The organism is Pseudomonas sp. EA_65y_Pfl2_P78 (genome assembly GCF_963970495.1).
GTDB classification, from domain to species: domain Bacteria; phylum Pseudomonadota; class Gammaproteobacteria; order Pseudomonadales; family Pseudomonadaceae; genus Aquipseudomonas; species Aquipseudomonas baetica_A.
This window is the reverse complement of record NZ_CAXAON010000017.1, coordinates 76,127-97,197: the sequence shown is the minus strand read 5'-3', so window position 1 is coordinate 97,197 and position 21,071 is coordinate 76,127. Positions and strand designations below refer to the sequence as shown.

Sequence of the window (21,071 nt, the reverse complement as noted above, 5' to 3'; positions counted from 1 at the left end):
CTGTCTTGAACCAGCCTGCGCAGGGATGTTTCGGTAGATTTTTGGAGTTTTTATGCTCGAACAGGCTCAACGCGTCCTCAAGGACATCTTCGGCTACGACAGTTTCCGTGGCCGTCAGGGTGCAATCATTGAGCGCGTGGCCAGCGGCGGTGATGCGCTGGTGCTGATGCCTACCGGTGGCGGCAAGTCCTTGTGCTTCCAGGTGCCCGCGCTGTTGCGCGATGGCCTGGCGGTGGTGGTCTCGCCGCTGATCGCCTTGATGGACGATCAGGTCGCCACCCTTGACGAACTGGGTGTGGCCGCCGCTGCGTTGAACTCCACCTTGAGCGCCGAGCAACAGCGCGATCTGGCGGCGCGGATCAAGCGCGGCGAAGTGAAGATGTTGTACCTGGCGCCCGAGCGTCTGGTGCAGCCGCGCATGTTGTCGTTCTTGCAAGGCTTGAATATTGCCCTGTTCGCCATCGACGAAGCGCACTGCGTATCGCAATGGGGCCACGACTTCCGCCCGGAATACCTGCAGCTGGGTCAATTGGCCGAGATGTTCCCCGACGTACCGCGCATCGCCCTGACGGCCACTGCCGACAAGCGTACCCGCGAAGAGATCGTCACGCGTCTGCATCTGCAGAACGCCGAGCGCTTCCTGTCGAGCTTCGACCGCCCGAACATCTTTTACCGCATTGTGCCCAAAGAGCAGCCGCGCAAGCAGTTGCTGGCGTTCCTGGCCGAACGGCGCAGCGATGCCGGCATCGTCTATTGCCTGTCGCGCAAGAAGGTCGAGGAGGTCGCGGCGTTTTTGAGCGAGCAGGGCTTCCCGGCGCTGCCGTATCACGCCGGTCTACCCAATGATCTGCGTGCCTTCAACCAGAAGCGCTTCCTCAATGAGGAGGGGTTGATCATGGTCGCCACGGTGGCGTTCGGCATGGGTATCGACAAGCCCAACGTGCGCTTCGTCGCCCACCTCGATCTACCGAAGTCCCTTGAGGCGTACTACCAGGAAACCGGTCGCGGCGGCCGTGATGGTCTGCCGGCGGATGCGTGGATGGCCTACGGTCTGCAAGACGTGGTGATGCTCAAGCAGATGCTGCAGAACTCCGAAGGCGATGAGCGCCACAAGCGTCTTGAGCAGCACAAACTCGACGCAATGCTCTCGCTTTGCGAAGAAACCCGCTGCCGGCGTCAGACACTGCTGGCGTATTTCGATGAAGACATGCCGCAGCCTTGCGGTCACTGCGACAACTGTGTCGACGGTGTGCAGACCTGGGATGCCACTGAACCTGCACGTCAGGCGTTGTCGGCAATTTTTCGCACAGGTCAGCGTTATGGCGTGGGGCATCTGGTCGATGTGTTGCTGGGCAAGGACAACGAAAAAATCCGTAGCTTCGGCCATCAGCATCTGTCGGTGTACGGCGTCGGCAAGGCGCTGAGCGAAAGTGAGTGGCGCTCGTTGTTCCGGCAATTGGTGGCGCGTGGTCTGGCCGATGTCGACCACGAAGGCTATGGCGGTCTGCGTCTGAACGACAGTTGCCGACCGCTGCTCAAGGGCGAAGTCACCCTGGAGCTGCGCCGCGACCTGAAACCGCAAGTCACCGCCAAAACCGTCAGCAAGAGCCCTGCCAGCCAACTGGTGCGCGGCGAAGAGCGCGAACAGTGGGAAGCCCTGCGCGCCCTGCGGCGCAAACTGGCCGAAGAGCATGGTGTGCCGCCTTACGTCATTTTCCCCGACTCGACACTGTTGGAAATGCTGCGCAGCCAACCCACTTCGCTGGCGGAAATGGCCCGGGTCAGTGGCGTCGGTGCACGCAAGCTGGAACGTTATGGCGAGGCCTTCCTCGAGGTGCTCGGCGGCGAGGTCGAGGCGCCGAAAGCGGTGGCCGACGTGCGCCACGAACTGATCACTCTGGCCCGCGCCGGCATGACGCCGATGCAGATTGCCGGTCAGTTGCAGTGCTCGGAAAAGAACGTGTACGCCATGCTGGCCGAGGCCATTGGCAAGCAACAGTTGTCGCTGGAGCAGGCGCTGGACTTGCCCGAAGATCTGATGGGCGAAGTGCAGGATGCGTTCCTTGACGGCGAGGGCGAGTTGCCGTCGGTCGCCGAGATCGCCGAGTTGTTTGCCGGTCGCGTACCGGAAGGCGTCCTTTACTGCGTGCGGGCTGCGCTGCAATCTGAGTTTGAAATGTAAGACGGCGATTACGCCAAGCGCCATACAGTTGTAACGATTCAGTTCAGAGCGCCACTTGCCTATAGCTGCAGCTCATGCTTAGCTGACTAATAATTAGTTTTTCTCTATTACTTCAGTCTAATCATGAGTGTTTTATGCCGTTAACCGATCAACACCGCTTTGGCATGCAACTGGCCCAGATGTCTCGTGGCTGGCGTGCCGAACTGGACCGCCGGCTGGCGGGCCTCGGTCTGTCTCAGGCGCGCTGGCTGGTGCTGCTGCATCTGGCGCGCTTCGAAGATGCCCCGACCCAACGTGAGCTGGCGCAAAGCGTGGGCGTCGAAGGGCCGACCCTCGCACGCTTGCTCGATAGTCTGGAAAGCCAGGGGCTGGTGCAACGCCAGTCCGTGATGGAAGACCGCCGAGCGAAAAAAATTGTCCTCTGCGCACCAGCCCTGCCGTTGATCGAACAAATCGAAACCATTGCCACCCAACTGCGTCACGAATTGTTCGAAGGCGTCGACGAGGCGGATTTGAAGGTGTGCATGCGCGTGCACGGGCACATTCTGGCCAACCTGGAAAAATCTTGAGGCATAACCTTGTGCCGTTTTTTTGAGAGAACGCGCTGAGCAGACTATAAGAACTACTGGGCAATATCGTGTTCGTACCGGATGTGCGAACGCATAGAAGTCGGTTTTGCTTATTTAAGGGATGCTCATGCTCGCAAGTTGGCACATGGTACTGCGCGTTTGCGCCAAAGGGCTTTTGGTCGCAGGCGTGTTCGGCTATTCGACCTGGTCGCAGGCCTTGGGGCTGGGTGATATCACCGTTCATTCAGCCCTCAATCAGCCGCTCAAGGCGGATATCGCCTTGGTTGATGTCGGCGGTCTGACCCAGAGCGATCTTTCAGTGAGTCTGGCCTCGGCAGACGAATTCGGTCGTGCCGGGGTTGAGCGGGTGTTCTTTCTCAACAACCTCAAGTTCACGCCGATCCTGCATGGCAACCGCCAGATGATCCGTGTGACCTCCAGCAAACCGGTCAATGAGCCGTTTCTGGATTTTCTGGTACAGCTCAATCAGCCCAATGGCCGCTTGCTGCGCGAGTACACGGTGCTGATCGATCCGCCGGGCTCGCCCGGTATTGTCCCGGCCACTGATGAGCCGGATCCGCGCGCGCAATCCTCTGCATTTCCCACTGTCGAACCGGTCACCGCACCGACGCAGGCAGCCCAGGGCAAGCGCGAAAGTGCGCCTGTGCCAGCAACGGCATCGGCGCCGGTCAACGATGCACTGGCCGAGCAACTGGCGGCGAGCGTGCTGCAGAACCAGCAGTCGCAAAAGACCCTCGACGAATTGAACGCCAGACTGCAAACACAAGATGTGCAAATTGCCGAAGGCAAGAAGCAGATCAGTGATCTGCAAACCCGCATGGCCGAGTTGCAAAAGGCTGCGCCTGCACCTGTCGTGTCCCCGGCTCTGGTTGCAGCACCGGTCGAATCCACAGATGACGGTTTGAACTGGCCATTGCTGGGTGGGCTGCTGCTATTGCTGGGTGCGTTGGCTGTGTTGTTCATCCTGCGTCGAAGACAGCAACAGCAACAGGGCGATGTTGCGCTGCCGCTGGTGCCTCTGGTGCCTCTGGCGCCTTTGAGCCATGAGCCTGTTCAGGACGCACCCGCAAACACCGAACCTTTCAGGGCTCATGTCGGTGCCGAGCATCGTAATGAGCCAGCTGCGGATAATGTGCTGGAGGCGGTGGGCATTTACCTGGCCTATGGCCGACTCGGCGAAGCCGTTGGACTGCTGCGCGACGCTTTGAACAAGGAGCCGGATCGCATCGATCTCGGTTTGCAGTTGCTGGAAGTGCTGGGGCAGCAGGGCGACAGTACCGCGTACGGGCAGCACGAAAGCAATTTGCGCGAGCTAGGCGTGGATACTCGACAGTTGCAGGATGTCCGTGCCCGCTACCCGGCGCTGGAGAGCCCTGCGCCGGCCTCGGCAGCCGATCCGTTGGTTGCCAGCGCCGCGCCCGAATCTGCGGTGCTGGAGGATGATTTCCAGTTGAATCTGGATCAGTTGTCGATGGATTCCAGTTGGGATCTTGAGGACACCCGTTCGGTGCCACCGCAGCCATCAGTTAATGAATCGGCTTTGGGCTCCAGCCTGCAAGTGTTGCCGCAGGATTTCGAGTTGCCAGAGACTGAAACCGCCGAGGAAGCGGAGCTTGAGTGGATCCCCGAGCCGGATGCGCAGCCGCTGGACGATGACTTTCTCGATGAGTTTGGCGATCTGGAACCGTCACTGGAGCCGTTGGATTTGCACATGTCGCAGCCCGTCGAGGCCGCCAGTGCCGGGAAACTCGAACAGGCGCAGACCTGCATCGATGACGGTGACATTGACAGTGCGATCGCGTTGCTCAGCGATTTGCTCAAGGACGGGGATGAACCGTTGAAACAAACGGCCCGGACGTTGTTGGCGGGGATTCGTTGATCTGAGGCCAAGTGTGTTGACGGGGGTAATTGTTTTGACGCCTTCGCGAGCAAGCCCGCTTCCCACATTGGGCTCGTGTTCACAAAACCTGTGTGGGAGCGGCTTGTTCGCCAATTCGGTCCTTCAGGCGCCATCAATCGTTGAGAATCAGAACGTCTGCCCCAGATTCAAATACACCGCCTGCTCATTCGCATCATTCAATCCATAGCTGAAATTCAACGGTCCCAGCGGCGTATCGAAACCGATGAACACACTTGCCGCATTGATGTAGCCGCTGTCGAATTCGTTGTCGTTGTTCCATGCCCGTCCGCGTTCCAGCGAAGCCCCGGCATACAGCGGGAAGTCCAGCGGCAGATACGAGCGCGGTGTCAACCGGCGGTAGTACACCGCGCGCATCAGACTGACGTTTTGCCCGGAAATCGAGTCTTCGCGGAACCCCGACAGTTGCCGCGCCCCGCCGAGCAGGAAGCTCGACGTCACGACGCTGGTGTCGTCGAGGGTGCGGCCGTAGCGACCTCCGAGAATCAGCGTATCGGGCCCACGACTCATGGCTTTGTCGAGTTTGAATTCCCACTGCCGGTAACGTGTATCCGAGCCCAGGCTTGGTTCGAATTGCAGCAGCGTCAGGCTGACGTCCTTGCCCTCATGGGGGTAGTAAACGTTGTCCAGCGAATCATAGGAATACTTGAGCGAATAAAAGCCCTCATTGAAACTTTCACTCGGCAGGTCCTGATCGCCAATGCGCACGTCGGCCTTGCCCCAGGCCTCGCCGACGCCGAAACGCACTTCACCGTTGTTACCGATCTGTCGACCGACGTTCAAGGCCATGCCGTAGCGCTCGACGCGGTACTGGGCGATCGGATCATTGTCGAGCACCGCATCGACGTTCTGTGCTTCGAACACCACCGAGGGGGCGATGAAGTAGCGCGAGCCGACGTCCAGTGGCTGATAGAACTCGCTGTACAGTTCCTGTTTATCGCCGAACTGCGCGCGGGTCAGCCATTCGGCGCCGAGGCGGTTGATACCGTTGATGCGATAACTGGCACCGAGGTTGAAGGCGCTGTCGCCGCGCATGTCGTCCGACAGGTTCAGGCCGACCCTGAGGTAATCGGTGCCGCTGCGTTTGCCACGGGCGCTGATCACCAAGGTGTGATCCTGGCCCTTGTGTACCACGCGGTATTGCACTTGCTCGAAGTAGTCGAGGCCGTACAGGGTGCCCATGTCCGAATGCAATCGCCCCAGATCCAGAGGCTCGCCGATATGTTGGCGGATGTAGTAGCGGATCACATCGTCGTCGACTTTCGAGTTGTTCTCGACTTTGATCGCGGTGATGATCGGCGTGCGTTGACCCGGCGAGCGTGCGGCGTTGAGTTCGGCGTCCTGCGGTTCGTCGGGTTTGAGCACGGCAAGGCGCGCGTCGAGAATTCTGGTCGCGCGGTAGCCTGCGTCGATCATCTCTTGGGCTTTGCCGAAATCAGTGACGCCAAACGCAGCCAGCGAAGGCTGAATCAGCACATCTGAAGGTTTAAGCACTGCCAGTTGCTCTTCCGAGTTGCGTCGGGTCATCAGGGTGATCGACTGGTTGAGTACGTCGACCACGGTGTTCAGTTGCTTGCGGCTGCGCAGCGGCGTACCGATGTCGACCACGATGGCCACGTCGACCCCCATTTCCCGTGCCACATCGAGCGGGATATTGTCAGTCATGCCGCCGTCCACCAACAGACGACCATCCAGTTCGACCGGTGCGAACACGGCCGGGATCGACATGCTGGCGCGGATCACCTGAGGCAGGTGGCCTTTGCGGAACACTACTTTTTCGCCATTGGCGATGTCGGTGGCCACGGCGCGGAACGGGATCGGCAGTTTGTCGAAGTCGCGGGTATCGCTGGTGTGGGCCAACAGGCTTTCCAGCAGCAGCGACAGATTCTGGCCCTGAATCACGCCCAGGGGCAGACCGAGGCTGCCGTCGTCGCGGAAGCTGAGTTTCTGTTTCACCAGAAAATCGCGGTCATCCTGTTTTCGCCGAAACGGTACATCTTCCCGGGGGGGCGCATCGGAGAGTGCCTGCTGCCAGTCGATCTGCAGCGCGAGTTTTTCCAACTCGTCGATCTTGTAGCCAGAGGCGTACAGCCCGCCGACCACTGCGCCCATGCTGGTGCCGGCAATCGCATCGATCTTGATGCCTTGCTCTTCAAGTGCCTTGAGCACGCCGATGTGCGCGAGACCGCGAGCGGCGCCGCCAGACAGCACCAGGCCGACTTTTGGTCGTGGTGACTCACTGGCATGGACGCTGGCGAGGACGAACAGGGGCAGGAAACCAAGCAGCAGGCAGAACAGCAGACGGCGCATTGTGAGTCTCTGGGCAAGCAATAAAGCCGGCTATTATAGCGGCGCCCTCGTTTCAGGAGTTTCAACGAACATGACTGTCGTAAAAGCAGAAGTTGTCATCACCTATTGCACCCAATGCCAGTGGCTTCTGCGCGCCGCGTGGCTGGCGCAAGAGCTGCTCAGCACCTTCGGTGATGATCTGGGCAAAGTGTCACTGGTGCCGGGCACCGGCGGGGTGTTTCACATCACTTGCGACGGCGTTCAGATCTGGGAGCGCAAGGCGGACGGCGGTTTCCCCGAAGCCAAGGTGCTCAAGCAACGCGTTCGCGATCAGATTGATCCTGACCGCGACCTCGGCCACAACGACCGTACTCAGTGAGAGGCCGCTTCGGCAGCCACGGTTTTTTTGTCGGCATGGCCGGACATGCGAGCAGACACCACGATAGCCACGATGATCAGCGCGCCGCCGATGAGCATGCGTAGCGTCGGGGTTTCATTGAACAGCAGCCAGGCCATGGTGATGCCGTAAACCGGTTCCATCGCAAAGACCACAGCCGCCGTGCGCGCCTTGATCACGGCCAGACTGGCGACGAACAGGCTGTGGGCGACACCGGTGCAGAACACCCCAAGCAGTGCGATCCATAGCCAGTCCAGCGCGCTGACTTCGCTCAGTTGCGGTGCCGCGACCGGCAGCAAACACAGTGCCACCACCACGTTCTGACACAGCGCCGCTTGCACCGCCGGGATACGCCCGGAGCTGGCCCGGTTGGTCAGCGACAGCAGGGAAAACAACAGCCCCGATAGCACCGCCCAAAGCAAACCGGTGGTCGCGCCGCTCGCCAGATCGAACGCTGGGGTCACGAGCACCAAACCAATGCTGACCAGCACCACCAACACTATTTCGTTGGCGCGGATGCGTTCGCGGAAGATCAGTCCCTCAAGAATCACCGTGAATGCCGGAAAACTCGCGAAGCCCAACGTGGCGATCGCAACGCCGGCGACTTTTACCGCGATGAAAAAACTCACCCAGTGCCCGGCCAGCAACACGCCGCCAAGCGCGAGACGGCGCCAGTCGACGGCTTGAAGTTTCTGCCAGCCGCTCTGGCTGGCGAAGCGGGCGAAAAACGCCAGCGCGAGCACGGCGAATGCAGCACGTCCGAAGACGATAACGGCGGGCGATGCGGCGGCGAGCTTGCCGAACACGCCGGTCAGGCCGAACATCAAAGCACCAACATGCAGAGCGCCGAGGGCGGTACGCGGAGTCATTGCAATCCTTGATCCAAACACAAATTCATTGACCTATTGAACCGTGTCTCGGCCAACAAGTCTGTCGGCAAACTAGCGTCTTTTGTTGTAGGAGTCGCGCCGCAGTTGGCCGGGAGATGAGCCGAACTCTCGCAGGACGACGGCCGAGAAAGCACTCTGCGAGCTGTAGCCGACGCGACTGGCGATTTCGCCGATGGGCAGTCCCGTGTCACGCAGCATCTGCACTGCCAGGTGCAGTCGACGACTGCGGATGTAATCCATCGGTGTCTGCCCGCATTCGGCCATGAAGCGTGCATGCAGACGTGCGCTGGACAACCCGGCGACTCGCGCCAGATCGGCGACTTGAAGTGGGTAGGCGGCGTATTGCTCGATGTGCCTGTCCAGGGCTGCATAAGGCAGGCGGCGGGCTGTGAGTTCGGCGGGTTGCGCGTGATTCAGGCTGGCCAGCAGCAACACCGCGCCTTGCTGAGCGATCAGTGGATCGCTGACCGGACTGTTGGCCAGCCAACTGACCAGTTGGCTTTGCCCCGAGTTGAGCGATAACCGCGCAGTCTGGTCGAGCAAACGGCGACTGGCTTCGGCATGTTCGCCCAGCGAATCGGTCAGCCATTGCCCGTCAGGAATGTCCATCACCAGACAACGACTGCCGCCCGGACTGTCGCAGGCGTGATGGGCCCCAGAGGGGACCACCACAAAACTTTGCTGACGCACTTGGCTTCCGCAGCCCTCGACCTCGAAATCCAGCGCGCCGGACAACCCGAAGACCAATTGAGCGTGGTCGTGGCTGTGGACGATCAGGTCGCGGGTGTACTGACGCAGGGTGAGGATCGGACGCATGGCAGGTCTCCGGGCAGGGCGTCAGTCTACACCGTCGCACTCAGGGTGCGCTGTCACAGGACTGACTCACACCTGTCATGGTCGATTAACCGGGCGAGCGCACTCTGGCCAAAACATCCCAGAGGGTTGCCCATGACCAGCGCCGAGCTCGCCAAACCCAGCCGTAAACAACGGGTACGAACCCTGTGGATTTCCGACGTGCATCTAGGCACGCGCGATTGCCAGGCCGAACACCTGTCGCAATTTCTCAAGGGCTACCATGCTGACAAGATCTATCTGGTCGGCGACATCATCGATGGCTGGAAACTGCGCGGCGGCATGTACTGGCCACAGGCGCACACCAACGTGATTCGCCGCTTGCTGACCATGAGCAAACGCGGCACGGAAGTGATCTACGTCACCGGTAACCACGATGAGTTCTTGCGCCGCTATTCCAAGCTGATTCTGGGCAACATCCAGTTGGTCGATGAGGCGGTGCATGTCACGGCCGATGGTCGGCATTTGCTGGTGATTCACGGCGACCAGTTCGATGTGATTACCCGTTACCACCGCTGGCTGGCCTTTCTTGGCGACTCTGCCTACGAATTCACCCTCACGCTCAATCGCTGGCTCAATCACTGGCGCGCCCGGTATGGCTATGGTTACTGGTCGTTGTCGGCGTATCTGAAGCACAAGGTGAAGACGGCGGTGAGTTTCATCAGTGACTTTGAAGAAGCAATCGCCCATGAATGTGTGAAGCGCGAGTTGCATGGTGTGGTCTGTGGGCACATTCACCATGCCGAGATCCGCAAGGTGGGGGACGTGGATTACCTCAATTGCGGCGATTGGGTGGAGTCATGCACGGCGCTGATCGAGCACTGGGATGGCACGATCGAGTTGTATCGTTTGGCGGATGCGCAGGCGCGAGAGGCGCAGCTCAAGGCTGCCAACGTCGCTGAGGTCGCCTGAACGACAGAGAACCATGTGGGAGCGAGTGTGCTCCCACACCGGTTTGTGGTGTTCTCAGACTGATGCCTGTTCTTGCATCGCGGCCTTGTAAATCGAGTGCTTCGGCTCGGCGAACAACCGCGCCATCATCGGTTCGAAGAAGCTGAGCGGCAGGGTGTCATACGCAGGGTCGAATGCAGGCGCATCGTACTTGGCGCAGAATTCGGCGGTTGCCTGAAACTGCGGATGCTCCTTGAACTGCTCGCGCAGGTGTCGATCCATGCCCAGGTGATGAAAGAAGTAGTAGCCCTGGAACACCCCGTGCTTTTCGACCATCCACAGGTTCTCGGCACTGACGAACGGCTTGAGAATCGCTGCCGCAATGTCCGGATGGTTGTAAGAGCCGAGGGTGTCACCGATGTCATGTAACAACGCGCACACCACGTATTCCTCCTCACATCCGTCACGAAAGGCGCGGGTCGCGGTTTGCAGCGAATGCGTCAGGCGATCCACCGGAAAACCGCCGAAGTCACCTTCGAGCAATTTCAGGTGCGTCATGATCCGTGACGGCAACTGTCTGGCGTAGGCACTGAAATCCGCAGCGATGATCGCCCAGTCTTCCTGCGTGCCGTCCTTCATATGGGTGAAGCGCGCGTTGTCGTTCATCGGCCATCCTCAATGTTTCTTTTTTTCAGAACGCCACGCGCCCCAGAATCATGTCGCGGTACATGACGAAATCGCCAAGCAGGCTGTAGAACGGATGTTGAAACGTCGCCGGGCGGTTCTTTTCAAAGAAGAAATGCCCGGCCCAGGCAAAGCCGTATCCAGCCAGCGGCAGGGCCAGTAACAGTAGCCATGCACCTTTGGCGATGGTCAGCGCGAGAATAAAAATCACCAGTGTCGTGCCGATGAAATGCAGGCGACGACAGGTGCTGTTGTTGTGTTCGCTGAGGTAGTACGGATAGAACTCGGCGAAGTTGTTGAAACGTTTGATGTTTTCCACGACCGCTATCTCTGTGGTTATTGTTCTGGCGACGAGTTGTTCTGCGGGTAGCCTATTTGAGTCTAGAGTGATCATGGAGGGGGGCCAGTGACAATCGGCGCCACTTTAGTATCCTTCGCAAATCAGGCCGTAACAGGCGGCCCATCATGTAAAAGAAAAACGCCATGAGCGAACGAACGACTTCTGCAAGCTGGGCGATGGGGATTGTCAAAGCATTGGAGATGGACGGCCTGGATTGCCGGGTTCTGTTCAAGCAACTGGGGCTTGATTACACCGCCCTGGATGATCCGGATGCGCGCTTCCCGCAAGATTCCATGACTCGACTCTGGCAACGGGCAGTCGAGCTGTCCGGTAACCCGGCGATTGGCCTGAACATGGGCAAAGTGGTGCGGCCGGCCTCGTTTCATGTCGCCGGTTATGCGCTGATGTCGAGTAATACCCTGGCCGAAGGTTTTCAGCGATTGGTGCGTTATCAGCGCATCATCGCCGAAAGTGCCGACCTGAGTTTTCGTTTGCTTGAAGACGGTTATGCGCTGATTCTGACCGTGCACGGCGATCATCTGCCGCCGACCCGGCAAAGCGCCGAAGCTTCGCTGGCCTGTGCCTTGGCCCTGTGTGGCTGGCTGAGCGGGCGCACGCTGCACCCGGTCAAAGTACTGGTGCAGGGCGATCAACCGGCTGATCTGCAACCCTACAAACAAGCCTTCCATGCGCCGCTGATGTTCAACGCGCCGTACGATGCGCTGATCTTCGAACGTGCCGACATGGAGGCGCCACTGCCCACCGCCAACGAGGCGATGGCGCTGTTGCACGACCGGTTTGCCGGGGAATATCTGGCACGCTTTTCCGAAAGCCGCGTGACCCACAAGGCGCGCCAGGTGCTGTGCCGTTTGCTGCCTCAGGGCGAACCCAAGCGCGATACCGTCGCACAGACCTTGCACTTGTCGCAGCGCACTTTGCAGCGTCGGTTGCAGGAGGAGGGCACGAGTTTTCAGCAATTGCTCGACGATACCCGCCGCGAACTGGCCGAGCAGTATCTGGCGCAGCCGAGCATGACCCTGCTGGAAATCGCCTACCTGTTGGGGTTCGCCGATCCGAGCAACTTCTTCCGCGCGTTCCGCCGCTGGTTCGACACTACGCCCGGCGATTACCGGGCGCGGCTGTTGCAAGCGCCGAATGCGGTCAGTGACGCCAAAAAGCCGGAATACACAGCACAAACACCGTGATGATCTCCAGTCGGCCGAGCAGCATGCCGAACGAAAGAATCCACTTGGCCGCATCCGGCAGCGTCGCAAAGTTGCCCGCCGGGCCGATGGTTTCGCCAAGGCCGGGGCCAACGCCGGACACGGTACTGGCCGCGCCGGTCAACGCTGTCATCCAGTCGACACCCAGCAGCGACAGCAGCAGGGCGATCACGCAGATGGTGATGGCGAAGAAGAACGAAAAGGTCAGAATCGAACGCACGATTTCTTCGTCGAGGCGGTGACCGTTGTACTTCTGCTTGATCACCGCACGCGGGTGAATCAACTGGTTAAGGTTGGCCTTGAGCAGAATGTAGGCGACCTGGAAACGGAAAATCTTGATCCCGCCCGCCGTCGACCCGGAACAACCGCCGACAAAACCCAGATAGAAAAACAGCATCAGCGAGAAATTGCCCCACAGGCTGTAGTCGCCGAGGGCAAAACCGGTGGTGGTCACCACCGACGTCACGTTCAGCGCCACATGCCGCAATGCTTCCAGCCAGTGCAGGTTGGTGGTCCACCAGTACCAGGTCGCGAGCACCAGCCAGGTCACCAGCAACATCCCGAGCAAACCTTGCACCTGCTGATCCTTGATCAGTGCCCGGCGGTTGCCGCGCAATGTCGCCACATACAGCGTGAACGGCAGACTGCCGAGGATCATGATCACCACCACGACCCAATGAACGGCGGGTTGCGTCCATTTCGCCAGGGATTGATCGGAGGTCGAGAACCCGCCTGTCGAGATCGCCGACATGGCATGGTTGATCGCATCGAACGGGCTCATGCCGGCCCACCATAACGCCAGACTACCGAGAACGGTGATGCCGACGTAGGCGGCCACGATCAACCGCGCCACCATGTGCGAGCGGGGCATGACCTTTTCCGAGCGGTCCGAGGATTCGGTCTGGAACAGCCGCATGCCACCGATGCGCAGCAGCGGCAGAATCGCTACCGCCATACCAATGAAACCGATACCGCCGAGCCAGTGCAGCAGTGAGCGCCAGATCAGGATGCCGGGAGACATGGTGTCCAGACCGCTAAGCACGGTCGCGCCGGTGGCGGTGATGCCGGACATGCTTTCGAAAAACGAGTCGGTATAGCTGATGTGCTGCGTCAGCAGAAACGGCAGCGCAGCGAAGATGCACACCACCAGCCAACTGCTGACGGTCAGCAGGTACATGTCCCTTGGACGCAGATGAATGTGTTCCGGCCTGCCGGGAATCACCAGCGCAAGGCCGGAGACGAAGGTGATCATGCTCGCCCAGAGGAACGACGGCAGGTCGCTGGTGCGTTCGAAAATCATCAGGGTGGCCATGGGCACGACCATGGCAACGGCCAGCGTGATCAGGAAGATGCCGATGATGAAACCAATGATCCGTAAGGTCGGCAACGCCATGAAGTCCGCTCGGGCTGTAGTGTGAAGGGCGCCATTCTACCTGCGGGGCAGGGCATGTAAACCGGCATCCCGATGGCAGATGAAGCTAGAATAGCCGCACATTTTTTTCAGGAGGTGGCCGATGCAGGCTCTCGACGCTTTGCTCAACCGTGTTTCCGTTCCACGACTGGTCGAACCGGCCCCGACGGCGCAGCAGCGAGAAGCCCTGTTTGGCGCCGCTCTGCGTGCACCGGATCACGGGCACTTGCAGCCGTATCGCTTTTTGACGGTCGAAGGCCCGGCGCGCGAGCAGATGGGCGAGTTGCTGGCCGAGGCTGCGCAAATGCAGGAAGGCGAAGTCACTGACGCGATGATCGACAAGGCGCGCAATGGCCCGCTGCGTGCGCCGCTGGTGGTTGTGGTGATCGCGAAGTTGCAGGCGCACATCAAGTATCCCAAGGCCGAGCAGATGCTGGCGGCGGGGTGCGCGGCTCACGGGATTTTGCTGGCGGCTTACGCGCAGGGGATTGGTGCGGTGTGGCGTACGGGCGATCTGGCGTATTCGAAACACGTCGCCCAAGGCCTGGGTCTGGCTGAGGGGGAAGAGGTGATCGCGTTCCTGTACCTTGGCACGCCGCAGAAAGAGCCGCGTGTAGCGGAGAAGGTTGATCTTGCGCAGTTTGTCAGCGCCTGGCCGGGCAAGGCCTGATACCCCGAACGCCAATAGGTGAGCGGGCTTGCTCGCGAAAGCGGCGTGTCATTCAACATCGTTGTTGAATGGCCTGACGCCTTCGCGAGCACGCCCGCTTCCACCGTTTTGATCAGGGTTGCACCACGGCTCCCGGCACCAACGGCAATTCCAGACTGGCAATAAACCCGCCCTCAGGATGGTTGGCCAGGGTCAGATTCCCGCCATGGCGCTCCGCTGCACGTTTGGCAATCGCCAACCCTAATCCATGTCCCGCCGCCGTCTGTCCCGGCGCTCGATAAAACGGCTCACCCAATTGAGTCAAATGCTCGGCCTGCACCCCCGGCCCGTGATCACGCACACTCACCACCATCCGCTCGCCCTGACGCGAGGCCTGGATCTCGATCGGCTGACCCACCGGGTTGAACCGTTGCGCGTTACGCAGCAGGTTATCGACGGCGCGTTCGATCATGGTTGGCCAACCTTTGAGGTGGAGTTGTGGTTCGGCGTCAAGGCGTACGGCCTGCTCTGGCGAGCTGAGTTGCGCATCTTTGTGCAGGGCGCCAAGCAGAGCATTCAGGTCGACGTCTTCAGCGCTGGCGTTGTCGGCATCGACCCGCGCCAGTACCAGGATTTCACTGATCAACGCTTCCAGCCGATCACACTCGCGGGTCAGGCGTGGCCAGAGTTTTTCCCGTTCTTCAGGATTGGCCCGCTCAGCCAGTGCCAGCGCAATGCGTAGCCGTGCCAGCGGTGAGCGCAGTTCGTGGGACACATCGCGCAGCAATTGGCGCTGGCTGCCGATCAAGCTTTGCAGGCGGGCGCCCATGCGGTTGAAGTCATTGGCGAGTACGCCGAACTCGTCACGACGGTTGGCCAGTTTGGCAAGGCTGTTCTGTTGATAGGTGGTCTGCCCCAGATCGTGTACCGCGACGCGCAAACGGCTGAGCGGACGGGTGATGGAGAAGGTCACCAACAGGCTGAACAGGGTCAGCACTACCAGCGCGATACCCAGCGCGCTCAGGGGCCAGAGCAGGCTTTCGCGGTGCCAGGCATCGAGTTCCGGGTGTGGAATACGGTAGATGAACAGGTACGTGTCACCGGTTTTGTCACTGGTGAATTCGTCGGTCAGACGCCGCCACGGCAGGCGTCGGTCATCGCTATTTTGCCGGGCTTCGAAAGCGGCCGCGCGGCGGGGGAAGGTGCCGCGCACTACCGGGTCGCCGGTCTCGTTCAGCACCTGAACGTCGATGTGGTACTGACGTTTGCGTTGTTCGAGGATCTTCTGGGCGGCGTCTTCGCCTTGGGCTTCGTAGCGCTGCGTCCATTCAGCGGCGAGGGTGTTAAGCCCGGGATGACGACTGAGGATCCACGCGTCCTGATTGAGCATGTGCCCCAGCAGAATGGACAGCCCGGCAACCAGAGCGATGGCCAGCCAGAAGCTCGCGAGAATACGCCAGAACAATGAACGCACAGAAAATCCTCAGAACAGACGCAATGCCCATGTGGGAGCGGGCTTGCTCGCGAATACGGTGGATCAGTCACTGAGGATGTCGACTGATAATCCCTCTTCGCGAGCAAGCCCGCTCCCACATTTGAATTGAGTGGCAACAGACCCGACGGTGTTGGCCGTCGGATCGTGGGTTACTGCATTATTGCGCCTTTTGCGGCTGTTGCGCTTTCCAGGCCTTGAATTCAGCCCATTCTGCGCGACGTTCGGCTTGTTTTTTCTGGATTTCGTCGAATTTCTTCTGTTGATCCGGTTTCAACACGGCGCGGACGTCGGATTCGGCTTTCTTGTGGTTGGCCGCCATCTCGTCTTTCATGGCTTTCTGGTCAGCCGGCGAGAGTTTTTCCAGGTATTTGTCGACCACTTGCTTACGCTCGTGCATCTGCTCGCCCATGATCTTGCGGATCTGTTCGCGCTGTTCGCGGGACAGGTCGAGTTGGCTGTACGGGCCTTTGCCGTGCATGCCGTGCATCTGACCGCCGTGGCGTGGGCCATCGAGCGGACCACCCATCGGGCCACCGTCTTGCGGCATGGCCATGGCGACAGTTGGCAGAGCGGCAGCGAACATCAGAGCGATAAGAGTCTTGCGCATGGTGTATCTCCTTGTCTCGTTCCCGGTACGTTCCGGATGAGTTCAGATTACGGAGATCAAGGTCAGCGGCGGTCAGCGCTACGTAAAGCTTGGGTAAAGACGCTCTCGCGCTGACCTGACAAATCCTACAGGCTGTAGTAATAACCGCGGCTACGCAGGGCCACGATGCGCGGGCGGCCGTCGGGGTGCGGGCCGATCTTTCTGCGCAGGTTGCTGACGTGCATGTCGAGGCTGCGGTCATACAGGGTCAGCTTGCGGCCGAGGGCCAGTTGCGCCAGTTCCTGTTTGTCCAGCGGTTCACCGGGCTGCTTGAGCAAGGCTTCGAGCAAGCGGCTTTCGGAGACGGTGAGGGTCAGTTCTTTCTCGTCGATGCTGACCACGCCACGTACCGGGCTAAAGCTCAGGTCGCCCAGCTCAAGCTGAGTCGACACGGCGGCCGGGTGACTGCGCCGCAACACGGCGCGCAAGCGGGCAGTCAGTTCGCGCGGATCGCAGGGTTTGGCCAGGTAATCGTCGGCGCCCAGTTCCAGGCCGAGGATGCGATCCAGCGGCTCGCCCCTTGCCGAGAGCATCAAGACCGGTAGATCAGCGTGATCGTTGCGCAGTTGCTTGAGCAATTCCAGACCGCTGCCATCGGGCAACATCACGTCCAGCACTACCGCCGCCGGGGCGGTTTCGGCCAAGGCCTTGCGAGCGCTCTGGCCATCGTGGCAGGCACGCACCTGGAAGCCTTCCTGGCTCAGCCAACTGCTCAGGAGCTCGCACAGCTCCTGATCATCATCAATAAGTAACAGCTCGCTCATGACTCACTCAATTTAGCCATTGCCGACGTTTTCGGCTTGCACCACTGGCAAAGATACCGCAGAGCAGTGCCAATAGCGCTACCCCACCTCCGGTAATGAACCACTGCTGCTGCTCGGTCAGCATCCGCGGCAGCGGACTGGCCTGGGCTTCCCTGAGTTGCAGCTTGAGACGCTGATTCTCCTGGCGCAACCGGGCGAGCTGAGCGCTTTCGCGTTCGTTGTCGGCATTTTGCAGTTGTTTGCTCAGTATTTCTCGCTGTTGCTCGCTGGCCTTGAGGCGCTGTTGCAACTCGGTGATCTGGCTGCCAGCACTTAACGACAATGGCGTGGAGCTGCCGCCTTCGGTGGTTTCCTCACCGTGGGCGGGCGCCATGATCGACAACGTGACCCACATCAGACACAACGGACCCTTGCGCATCGCGACACCTGTTTCCAAATGGATATTGGGCAGGTTGTCGGCAGACGAACGAGAATAATGAGCGATTGAGAACGCGATGAACCGACAAGGTTCATCGCGTGGGGGGGAAGAACTACGGGAGGACTTGCTTGAACGGCTTGACGATCACACTGGCGTAGACGCCGGCGGCGATATACGGATCGGCATCGGCCCAGGCTTGCGCGGCGCTCAGGGAGTCGAATTCCGCGACGATCAGGCTGCCAGTGAAACCCGCTGCGCCCGGATCATTGCTGTCGACGGCCGGGTGCGGGCCGGCCAGTACGATACGGCCTTCGCCCTTGAGCACTTGCAGGCGCTCCAGGTGTGCAGGGCGCGCGGCCAGGCGAGCTTCAAGAGAGTTGGCGACGTCGGTGGCAATGATTGCGTAGAGCATGTCAGTCCTCGGTTTTTGGTGTTTTGGTATCGGCGTCGTGCATATGACGGGACAGGTAAATAAATTGTGCGAGCAGGAACACCAAGGTCATGCCCAGGCTGCCGAACACCTTGAAGTCCACCCAGATGCTCTGGAAGGTAAAGGCGACGAACAGGTTGGCGGCCCCGCAGAACAGTAAAAAGACGATCCATGCGATGTTCAGGCGGGTCCAGATCGGTTCCGGCAAGGTCAGCGCGTGACCCATGATGCGTTTGATCAGCAAACGGTCGCCGATGAAATGGCTACCGATGAAGGCCGCGGCGAACAGCCAGTTGACCACCGGGGCTTTCCATTTGAGGACGGTTTCGCTGTGGAAGGCCAGGGTCAGGCTGCCGAACACGAGGCAGGCGATCAGGGTCAGCCATTGGCTCTTTTCCAGCTTGCGCTGTTTGATGAAAAGCACACCGTATACCACCAGGGAGCTGATGATCAGCATGGCGGTGGCGCTGTAAATACCGCCTACAGTCACTTCATGGCCAGCGAGGTCGACGACCCGCGGATCGAGTTTGTAAACGATGAAGAACAGCAGAAGCGGGATGAAATCGATGAATTGTTTCACAGTGAGAGCCAGAAGCTGGATGTGGCGGCATAATAACAAACATATGGGCGCGCGATAGCGCCAGCTGATTTGAGGTTACAACTCCCCGTGAATGTTGATTTGCACTGCCATAGCACGGCCTCCGATGGCGCATTGGCGCCAGCGGTTCTGGTTGCACGTGCGTTCGAAAACGGCGTGCGAGTCCTGGCGTTGACCGACCACGACACCCTTGAAGGCCTCGCCGAAGCGCGCGCGGCCGCCAATGAATTGGGCATGCAACTGGTCAACGGCGTCGAACTCTCCTGCACCTGGGGCGGCGCGACCATCCATGTGTTGGGCTACGGTTTCGACGTCAACGCCGCTCCACTGGTCGAGGCCATCGCCAAATTGCACGATGGCCGCTGGCTGCGGTCGGAAGAAATAAGCCGCAAGCTCGCGCTCAAGGGGATGCCTGGCGCCCTCGATGGTGCCCGACAGATCCAGCAGGAGCTGGGCGATAGCGGGAACGCGCCGGCTCGTCCGCATTTTGCTGACTGGATGGTGCGTGAAGGGTTTGTAAAGGATCGCGCCGAAGCATTTCGCAAGTGGCTCGGCGCTGGCAAGTTGGGTGACGTCAAGTTGCACTGGCCGACGCTGGAAGACACTGTCGACACGTTGCGCGCCGCCAATGCCTGGGTCAGCCTGGCGCATCCGTGGCACTACGATTTCACCCGCAGCAAGCGCCGAAAGCTGATTGCCGACTATATTCAAGCAGGCGGGCATGCGATCGAGGTGGTCAATGGCCATCAGCCTGCGGAACAGGTGGGCAGCCTGGCAATCCTTGCCCGTGAGTTCGGTCTGCTGGTCAGCGCTGGCAGTGACTTCCATGGCCCTGGTGGCTGGTCCGAGATCGGCCAGTACCGGCCGGTTCCCGAGGACCTTCCACCCCTGTGGTGTCGGTTCAAACATGACACAGCTATTGCCGCCGTCTGAACAGGTAGAGAATGTGAGTCAATTTTTCCAGATACATCCGGAAAACCCGCAAGCGCGCCTGATCAAACAGGCGGTCGAGATCATCCGCAAAGGCGGGGTGGTGATTTATCCCACGGATTCTTCCTACGCGATCGGTTGCCGAATTGGCGACAAAACCGCCATTGAGCGCGTTCGACGCCTGCGCCAGCTTGACGAAAAGCACAACTTCGCACTGATCTGCAGCGATCTGTCGCAATTGGGCAACTATGCCAAGATCGACACTGGCATTTTCCGTATTCTCAAGGCGCACCTGCCGGGCCCCTACACCTTTATTCTCAACGCCACCCGGGAAGTGCCCCGGCTGCTGCTGCATCCGAAGAAACGCACCATCGGCCTGCGCGTACCGAGCCAACCGATTGCGTTGGCACTGCTGGCCGAACTGGGCGAGCCGTTGATGAGCGTGACCCTGATCATGCCGGGCGATGAAGATCCGCTCAGCGATCCTTACGAAATGCGCCAGTTACTCGAACATCAAGTGGACCTGATCATCGACGGTGGTTTCGGCGGCATCAAGGCCTCCACCGTGATCGACCTGACCGGCGACGATCCGGAAGTGATCCGCGTCGGTTGCGGCGATCCCGCGCCGTTCATGGTCGAGGCCTGAATGTCCGCAGTGCAAACCGTTGTCGATCCCCAGGCCGGCGCCCAGCAGGAACTGCCGTTTGCGATGGTCTATGGCCAGGCGGTCATGGAAATGCCGCTGGACCTTTACATCCCGCCAGATGCGCTGGAAGTGTTCCTTGAAGCCTTTGAAGGCCCACTCGACCTGCTGCTGTACCTGATCCGCAAACAGAACATCAACATCCTCGACATCCCGGTGGCGGAAATCACCCGGCAGTACATGGGCTATGTCGAGCTGATGCAGTCGGTGCGCCTGGAACTGGCCGCCGAGTATCTGGTGATGGCCGCGATGCTCGCCGAGATCAAGTCGCGCATGCTCCTGCCGCGGGCCGAGACCGTCGAAGACGAAGAAGACGATCCGCGTGCCGAACTGATCCGCCGCTTGCAGGAGTACGAGCGCTTCAAGGCTGCCGCCGAAGGCATCGACGGCTTGAGCCGGGTTGGCCGTGATGTTGTGGTGCCCAAGCTCGACGCCCCGCAGGCTCGGGCGCGCAAGCTGTTGCCTGATGTGGCGCTGGAAGAAATTCTCATGTGCATGGCCGAAGTCTTGCGCCGTGGCGACATGTTTGAAAGCCATCAGGTCAGCCGCGAGGCCCTGTCGACCCGCGAACGCATGAGTGATGTGCTTGAGCGGCTCAAGGGCGGCGGTTTTGTGCCGTTTGTCGAGCTGTTCACCGCCGAAGAGGGTCGCCTCGGTGTGGTGGTGACCTTTATGGCGATCCTTGAACTGGTCAAGGAATCCTTGGTCGAGCTGGTGCAGAATGAGCCGTTCGCCGCGATCCACGTGCGAGCCCGAGCCGAATAACGAGTC

General features: G+C 60.0%; 22 protein-coding genes. 10 read left to right on the top strand and 12 right to left on the bottom strand.

Annotated elements, in window-relative coordinates; genetic code table 11:
* Positions 1 to 52: 52 nt before the first annotated feature.
* From recQ to AACY02_RS15220, 3 genes are all read left to right on the top strand, one after another.
* Positions 53 to 2,182 (top strand): DNA helicase RecQ, encoded by a 2,130-nt coding sequence (gene recQ / locus AACY02_RS15230; RefSeq protein ID WP_339432663.1) that lies wholly within the window; start codon positions 53 to 55, stop codon positions 2,180 to 2,182.
* 134 nt (positions 2,183 to 2,316) lie between these two features.
* The gene (locus AACY02_RS15225; protein WP_007962151.1) at positions 2,317 to 2,751 is read left to right on the top strand and encodes a MarR family transcriptional regulator; all 435 of its coding nucleotides are present in this window, start codon (positions 2,317 to 2,319) and stop codon (positions 2,749 to 2,751) included.
* Between the two features lie 127 nt (positions 2,752 to 2,878).
* Positions 2,879 to 4,651 carry a FimV/HubP family polar landmark protein gene (locus AACY02_RS15220; protein ID WP_339432662.1) on the top strand — a complete coding sequence of 591 codons (1,773 nt, stop codon included), beginning with the start codon at positions 2,879 to 2,881 and terminating at the stop codon, positions 4,649 to 4,651.
* Positions 4,652 to 4,798: 147 nt separating this feature from the next.
* On the opposite strand, the gene AACY02_RS15215 is transcribed toward AACY02_RS15220, so the two are convergent.
* A complete protein-coding gene (locus AACY02_RS15215; RefSeq protein ID WP_339432661.1) occupies positions 4,799 to 7,000 on the bottom strand; it encodes a patatin-like phospholipase family protein in 2,202 nt (733 codons plus the stop codon).
* 70 nt (positions 7,001 to 7,070) lie between these two features.
* Between AACY02_RS15215 and AACY02_RS15210 the strand changes: the two genes are divergently transcribed.
* Positions 7,071 to 7,358, top strand: coding sequence for a SelT/SelW/SelH family protein (locus tag AACY02_RS15210; RefSeq protein ID WP_339432660.1), 288 nt, complete (start codon positions 7,071 to 7,073; stop codon positions 7,356 to 7,358).
* On the opposite strand, the gene AACY02_RS15205 is transcribed toward AACY02_RS15210, so the two are convergent.
* Positions 7,352 to 8,245, bottom strand: coding sequence for a DMT family transporter (locus AACY02_RS15205; RefSeq protein ID WP_339432659.1), 894 nt, complete (start codon positions 8,243 to 8,245; stop codon positions 7,352 to 7,354). The two genes, AACY02_RS15210 and AACY02_RS15205, sit on opposite strands and share 7 nt — an antisense overlap.
* A gap of 72 nt (positions 8,246 to 8,317) precedes the next feature.
* Entirely contained in the window at positions 8,318 to 9,082 is a 765-nt protein-coding gene (locus AACY02_RS15200; protein WP_339432658.1) for an AraC family transcriptional regulator, read from the bottom strand.
* A gap of 132 nt (positions 9,083 to 9,214) precedes the next feature.
* On the opposite strand from AACY02_RS15200, the gene AACY02_RS15195 reads away from it, so the two are divergent.
* Complete coding sequence (locus AACY02_RS15195) at positions 9,215 to 10,030, top strand: UDP-2,3-diacylglucosamine diphosphatase (protein WP_339432657.1); 816 nt, start codon at positions 9,215 to 9,217, stop codon at positions 10,028 to 10,030.
* A gap of 54 nt (positions 10,031 to 10,084) precedes the next feature.
* Here the strand turns inward: AACY02_RS15195 and AACY02_RS15190 are convergent, their stop codons facing one another.
* A complete protein-coding gene (locus AACY02_RS15190) occupies positions 10,085 to 10,675 on the bottom strand; it encodes an HD domain-containing protein (protein WP_339432656.1) in 591 nt (196 codons plus the stop codon).
* 25 nt (positions 10,676 to 10,700) lie between these two features.
* Positions 10,701 to 11,012: a DUF962 domain-containing protein gene (locus AACY02_RS15185; RefSeq protein ID WP_339432655.1), complete on the bottom strand. Its 312-nt coding sequence runs from the start codon at positions 11,010 to 11,012 to the stop codon at positions 10,701 to 10,703.
* Positions 11,013 to 11,176: 164 nt separating this feature from the next.
* Between AACY02_RS15185 and AACY02_RS15180 the strand changes: the two genes are divergently transcribed.
* A complete protein-coding gene (locus AACY02_RS15180; protein WP_339432654.1) occupies positions 11,177 to 12,238 on the top strand; it encodes an AraC family transcriptional regulator in 1,062 nt (353 codons plus the stop codon).
* Here AACY02_RS15180 and AACY02_RS15175 read toward each other — a convergent pair.
* Positions 12,195 to 13,649: a TrkH family potassium uptake protein gene (locus AACY02_RS15175; protein WP_339432653.1), complete on the bottom strand. Its 1,455-nt coding sequence runs from the start codon at positions 13,647 to 13,649 to the stop codon at positions 12,195 to 12,197. The two genes, AACY02_RS15180 and AACY02_RS15175, sit on opposite strands and share 44 nt — an antisense overlap.
* Positions 13,650 to 13,770: 121 nt before the next feature.
* Here AACY02_RS15175 and AACY02_RS15170 point away from each other — a divergent pair, with 121 nt between their 5' ends.
* Positions 13,771 to 14,337 (top strand): nitroreductase family protein, encoded by a 567-nt coding sequence (locus AACY02_RS15170; RefSeq protein ID WP_339432652.1) that lies wholly within the window; start codon positions 13,771 to 13,773, stop codon positions 14,335 to 14,337.
* Positions 14,338 to 14,449: 112 nt separating this feature from the next.
* On the opposite strand, the gene AACY02_RS15165 is transcribed toward AACY02_RS15170, so the two are convergent.
* The 6 genes from AACY02_RS15165 to AACY02_RS15140 all read right to left on the bottom strand — a co-directional run bounded on the left by AACY02_RS15165 (position 14,450) and on the right by AACY02_RS15140 (position 18,649).
* Positions 14,450 to 15,790 (bottom strand): sensor histidine kinase, encoded by a 1,341-nt coding sequence (locus AACY02_RS15165; protein WP_339432651.1) that lies wholly within the window; start codon positions 15,788 to 15,790, stop codon positions 14,450 to 14,452.
* A 178-nt stretch (positions 15,791 to 15,968) separates the two neighbouring features.
* On the bottom strand, positions 15,969 to 16,418 hold the full coding sequence (locus tag AACY02_RS15160; RefSeq protein ID WP_095187815.1) for a Spy/CpxP family protein refolding chaperone: 450 nt from the start codon (positions 16,416 to 16,418) through the stop codon (positions 15,969 to 15,971).
* A gap of 125 nt (positions 16,419 to 16,543) precedes the next feature.
* Positions 16,544 to 17,221 carry a response regulator transcription factor gene (locus tag AACY02_RS15155; protein ID WP_339432650.1) on the bottom strand — a complete coding sequence of 226 codons (678 nt, stop codon included), beginning with the start codon at positions 17,219 to 17,221 and terminating at the stop codon, positions 16,544 to 16,546.
* Between the two features lie 7 nt (positions 17,222 to 17,228).
* Complete coding sequence (locus AACY02_RS15150) at positions 17,229 to 17,639, bottom strand: translation initiation factor 2 (RefSeq protein WP_221732027.1); 411 nt, start codon at positions 17,637 to 17,639, stop codon at positions 17,229 to 17,231.
* Between the two features lie 112 nt (positions 17,640 to 17,751).
* Positions 17,752 to 18,051, bottom strand: a complete 300-nt coding sequence (locus AACY02_RS15145; RefSeq protein WP_025110562.1) for a YciI family protein — start codon at positions 18,049 to 18,051, stop codon at positions 17,752 to 17,754.
* 1 nt (position 18,052) lies between these two features.
* The gene (locus tag AACY02_RS15140) at positions 18,053 to 18,649 is read right to left on the bottom strand and encodes a septation protein A (RefSeq protein WP_339432649.1); all 597 of its coding nucleotides are present in this window, start codon (positions 18,647 to 18,649) and stop codon (positions 18,053 to 18,055) included.
* Between the two features lie 87 nt (positions 18,650 to 18,736).
* Here AACY02_RS15140 and AACY02_RS15135 point away from each other — a divergent pair, with 87 nt between their 5' ends.
* The 3 genes from AACY02_RS15135 to AACY02_RS15125 all read left to right on the top strand — a co-directional run bounded on the left by AACY02_RS15135 (position 18,737) and on the right by AACY02_RS15125 (position 21,065).
* Entirely contained in the window at positions 18,737 to 19,600 is an 864-nt protein-coding gene (locus AACY02_RS15135; protein WP_339432648.1) for a PHP domain-containing protein, read from the top strand.
* Positions 19,601 to 19,613: 13 nt separating this feature from the next.
* Entirely contained in the window at positions 19,614 to 20,243 is a 630-nt protein-coding gene (locus AACY02_RS15130) for an L-threonylcarbamoyladenylate synthase (protein ID WP_221732024.1), read from the top strand.
* A 123-nt stretch (positions 20,244 to 20,366) separates the two neighbouring features.
* On the top strand, positions 20,367 to 21,065 hold the full coding sequence (locus AACY02_RS15125) for a segregation and condensation protein A (RefSeq protein WP_221732046.1): 699 nt from the start codon (positions 20,367 to 20,369) through the stop codon (positions 21,063 to 21,065).
* The last annotated feature ends 6 nt before the right edge of the window (positions 21,066 to 21,071 follow it).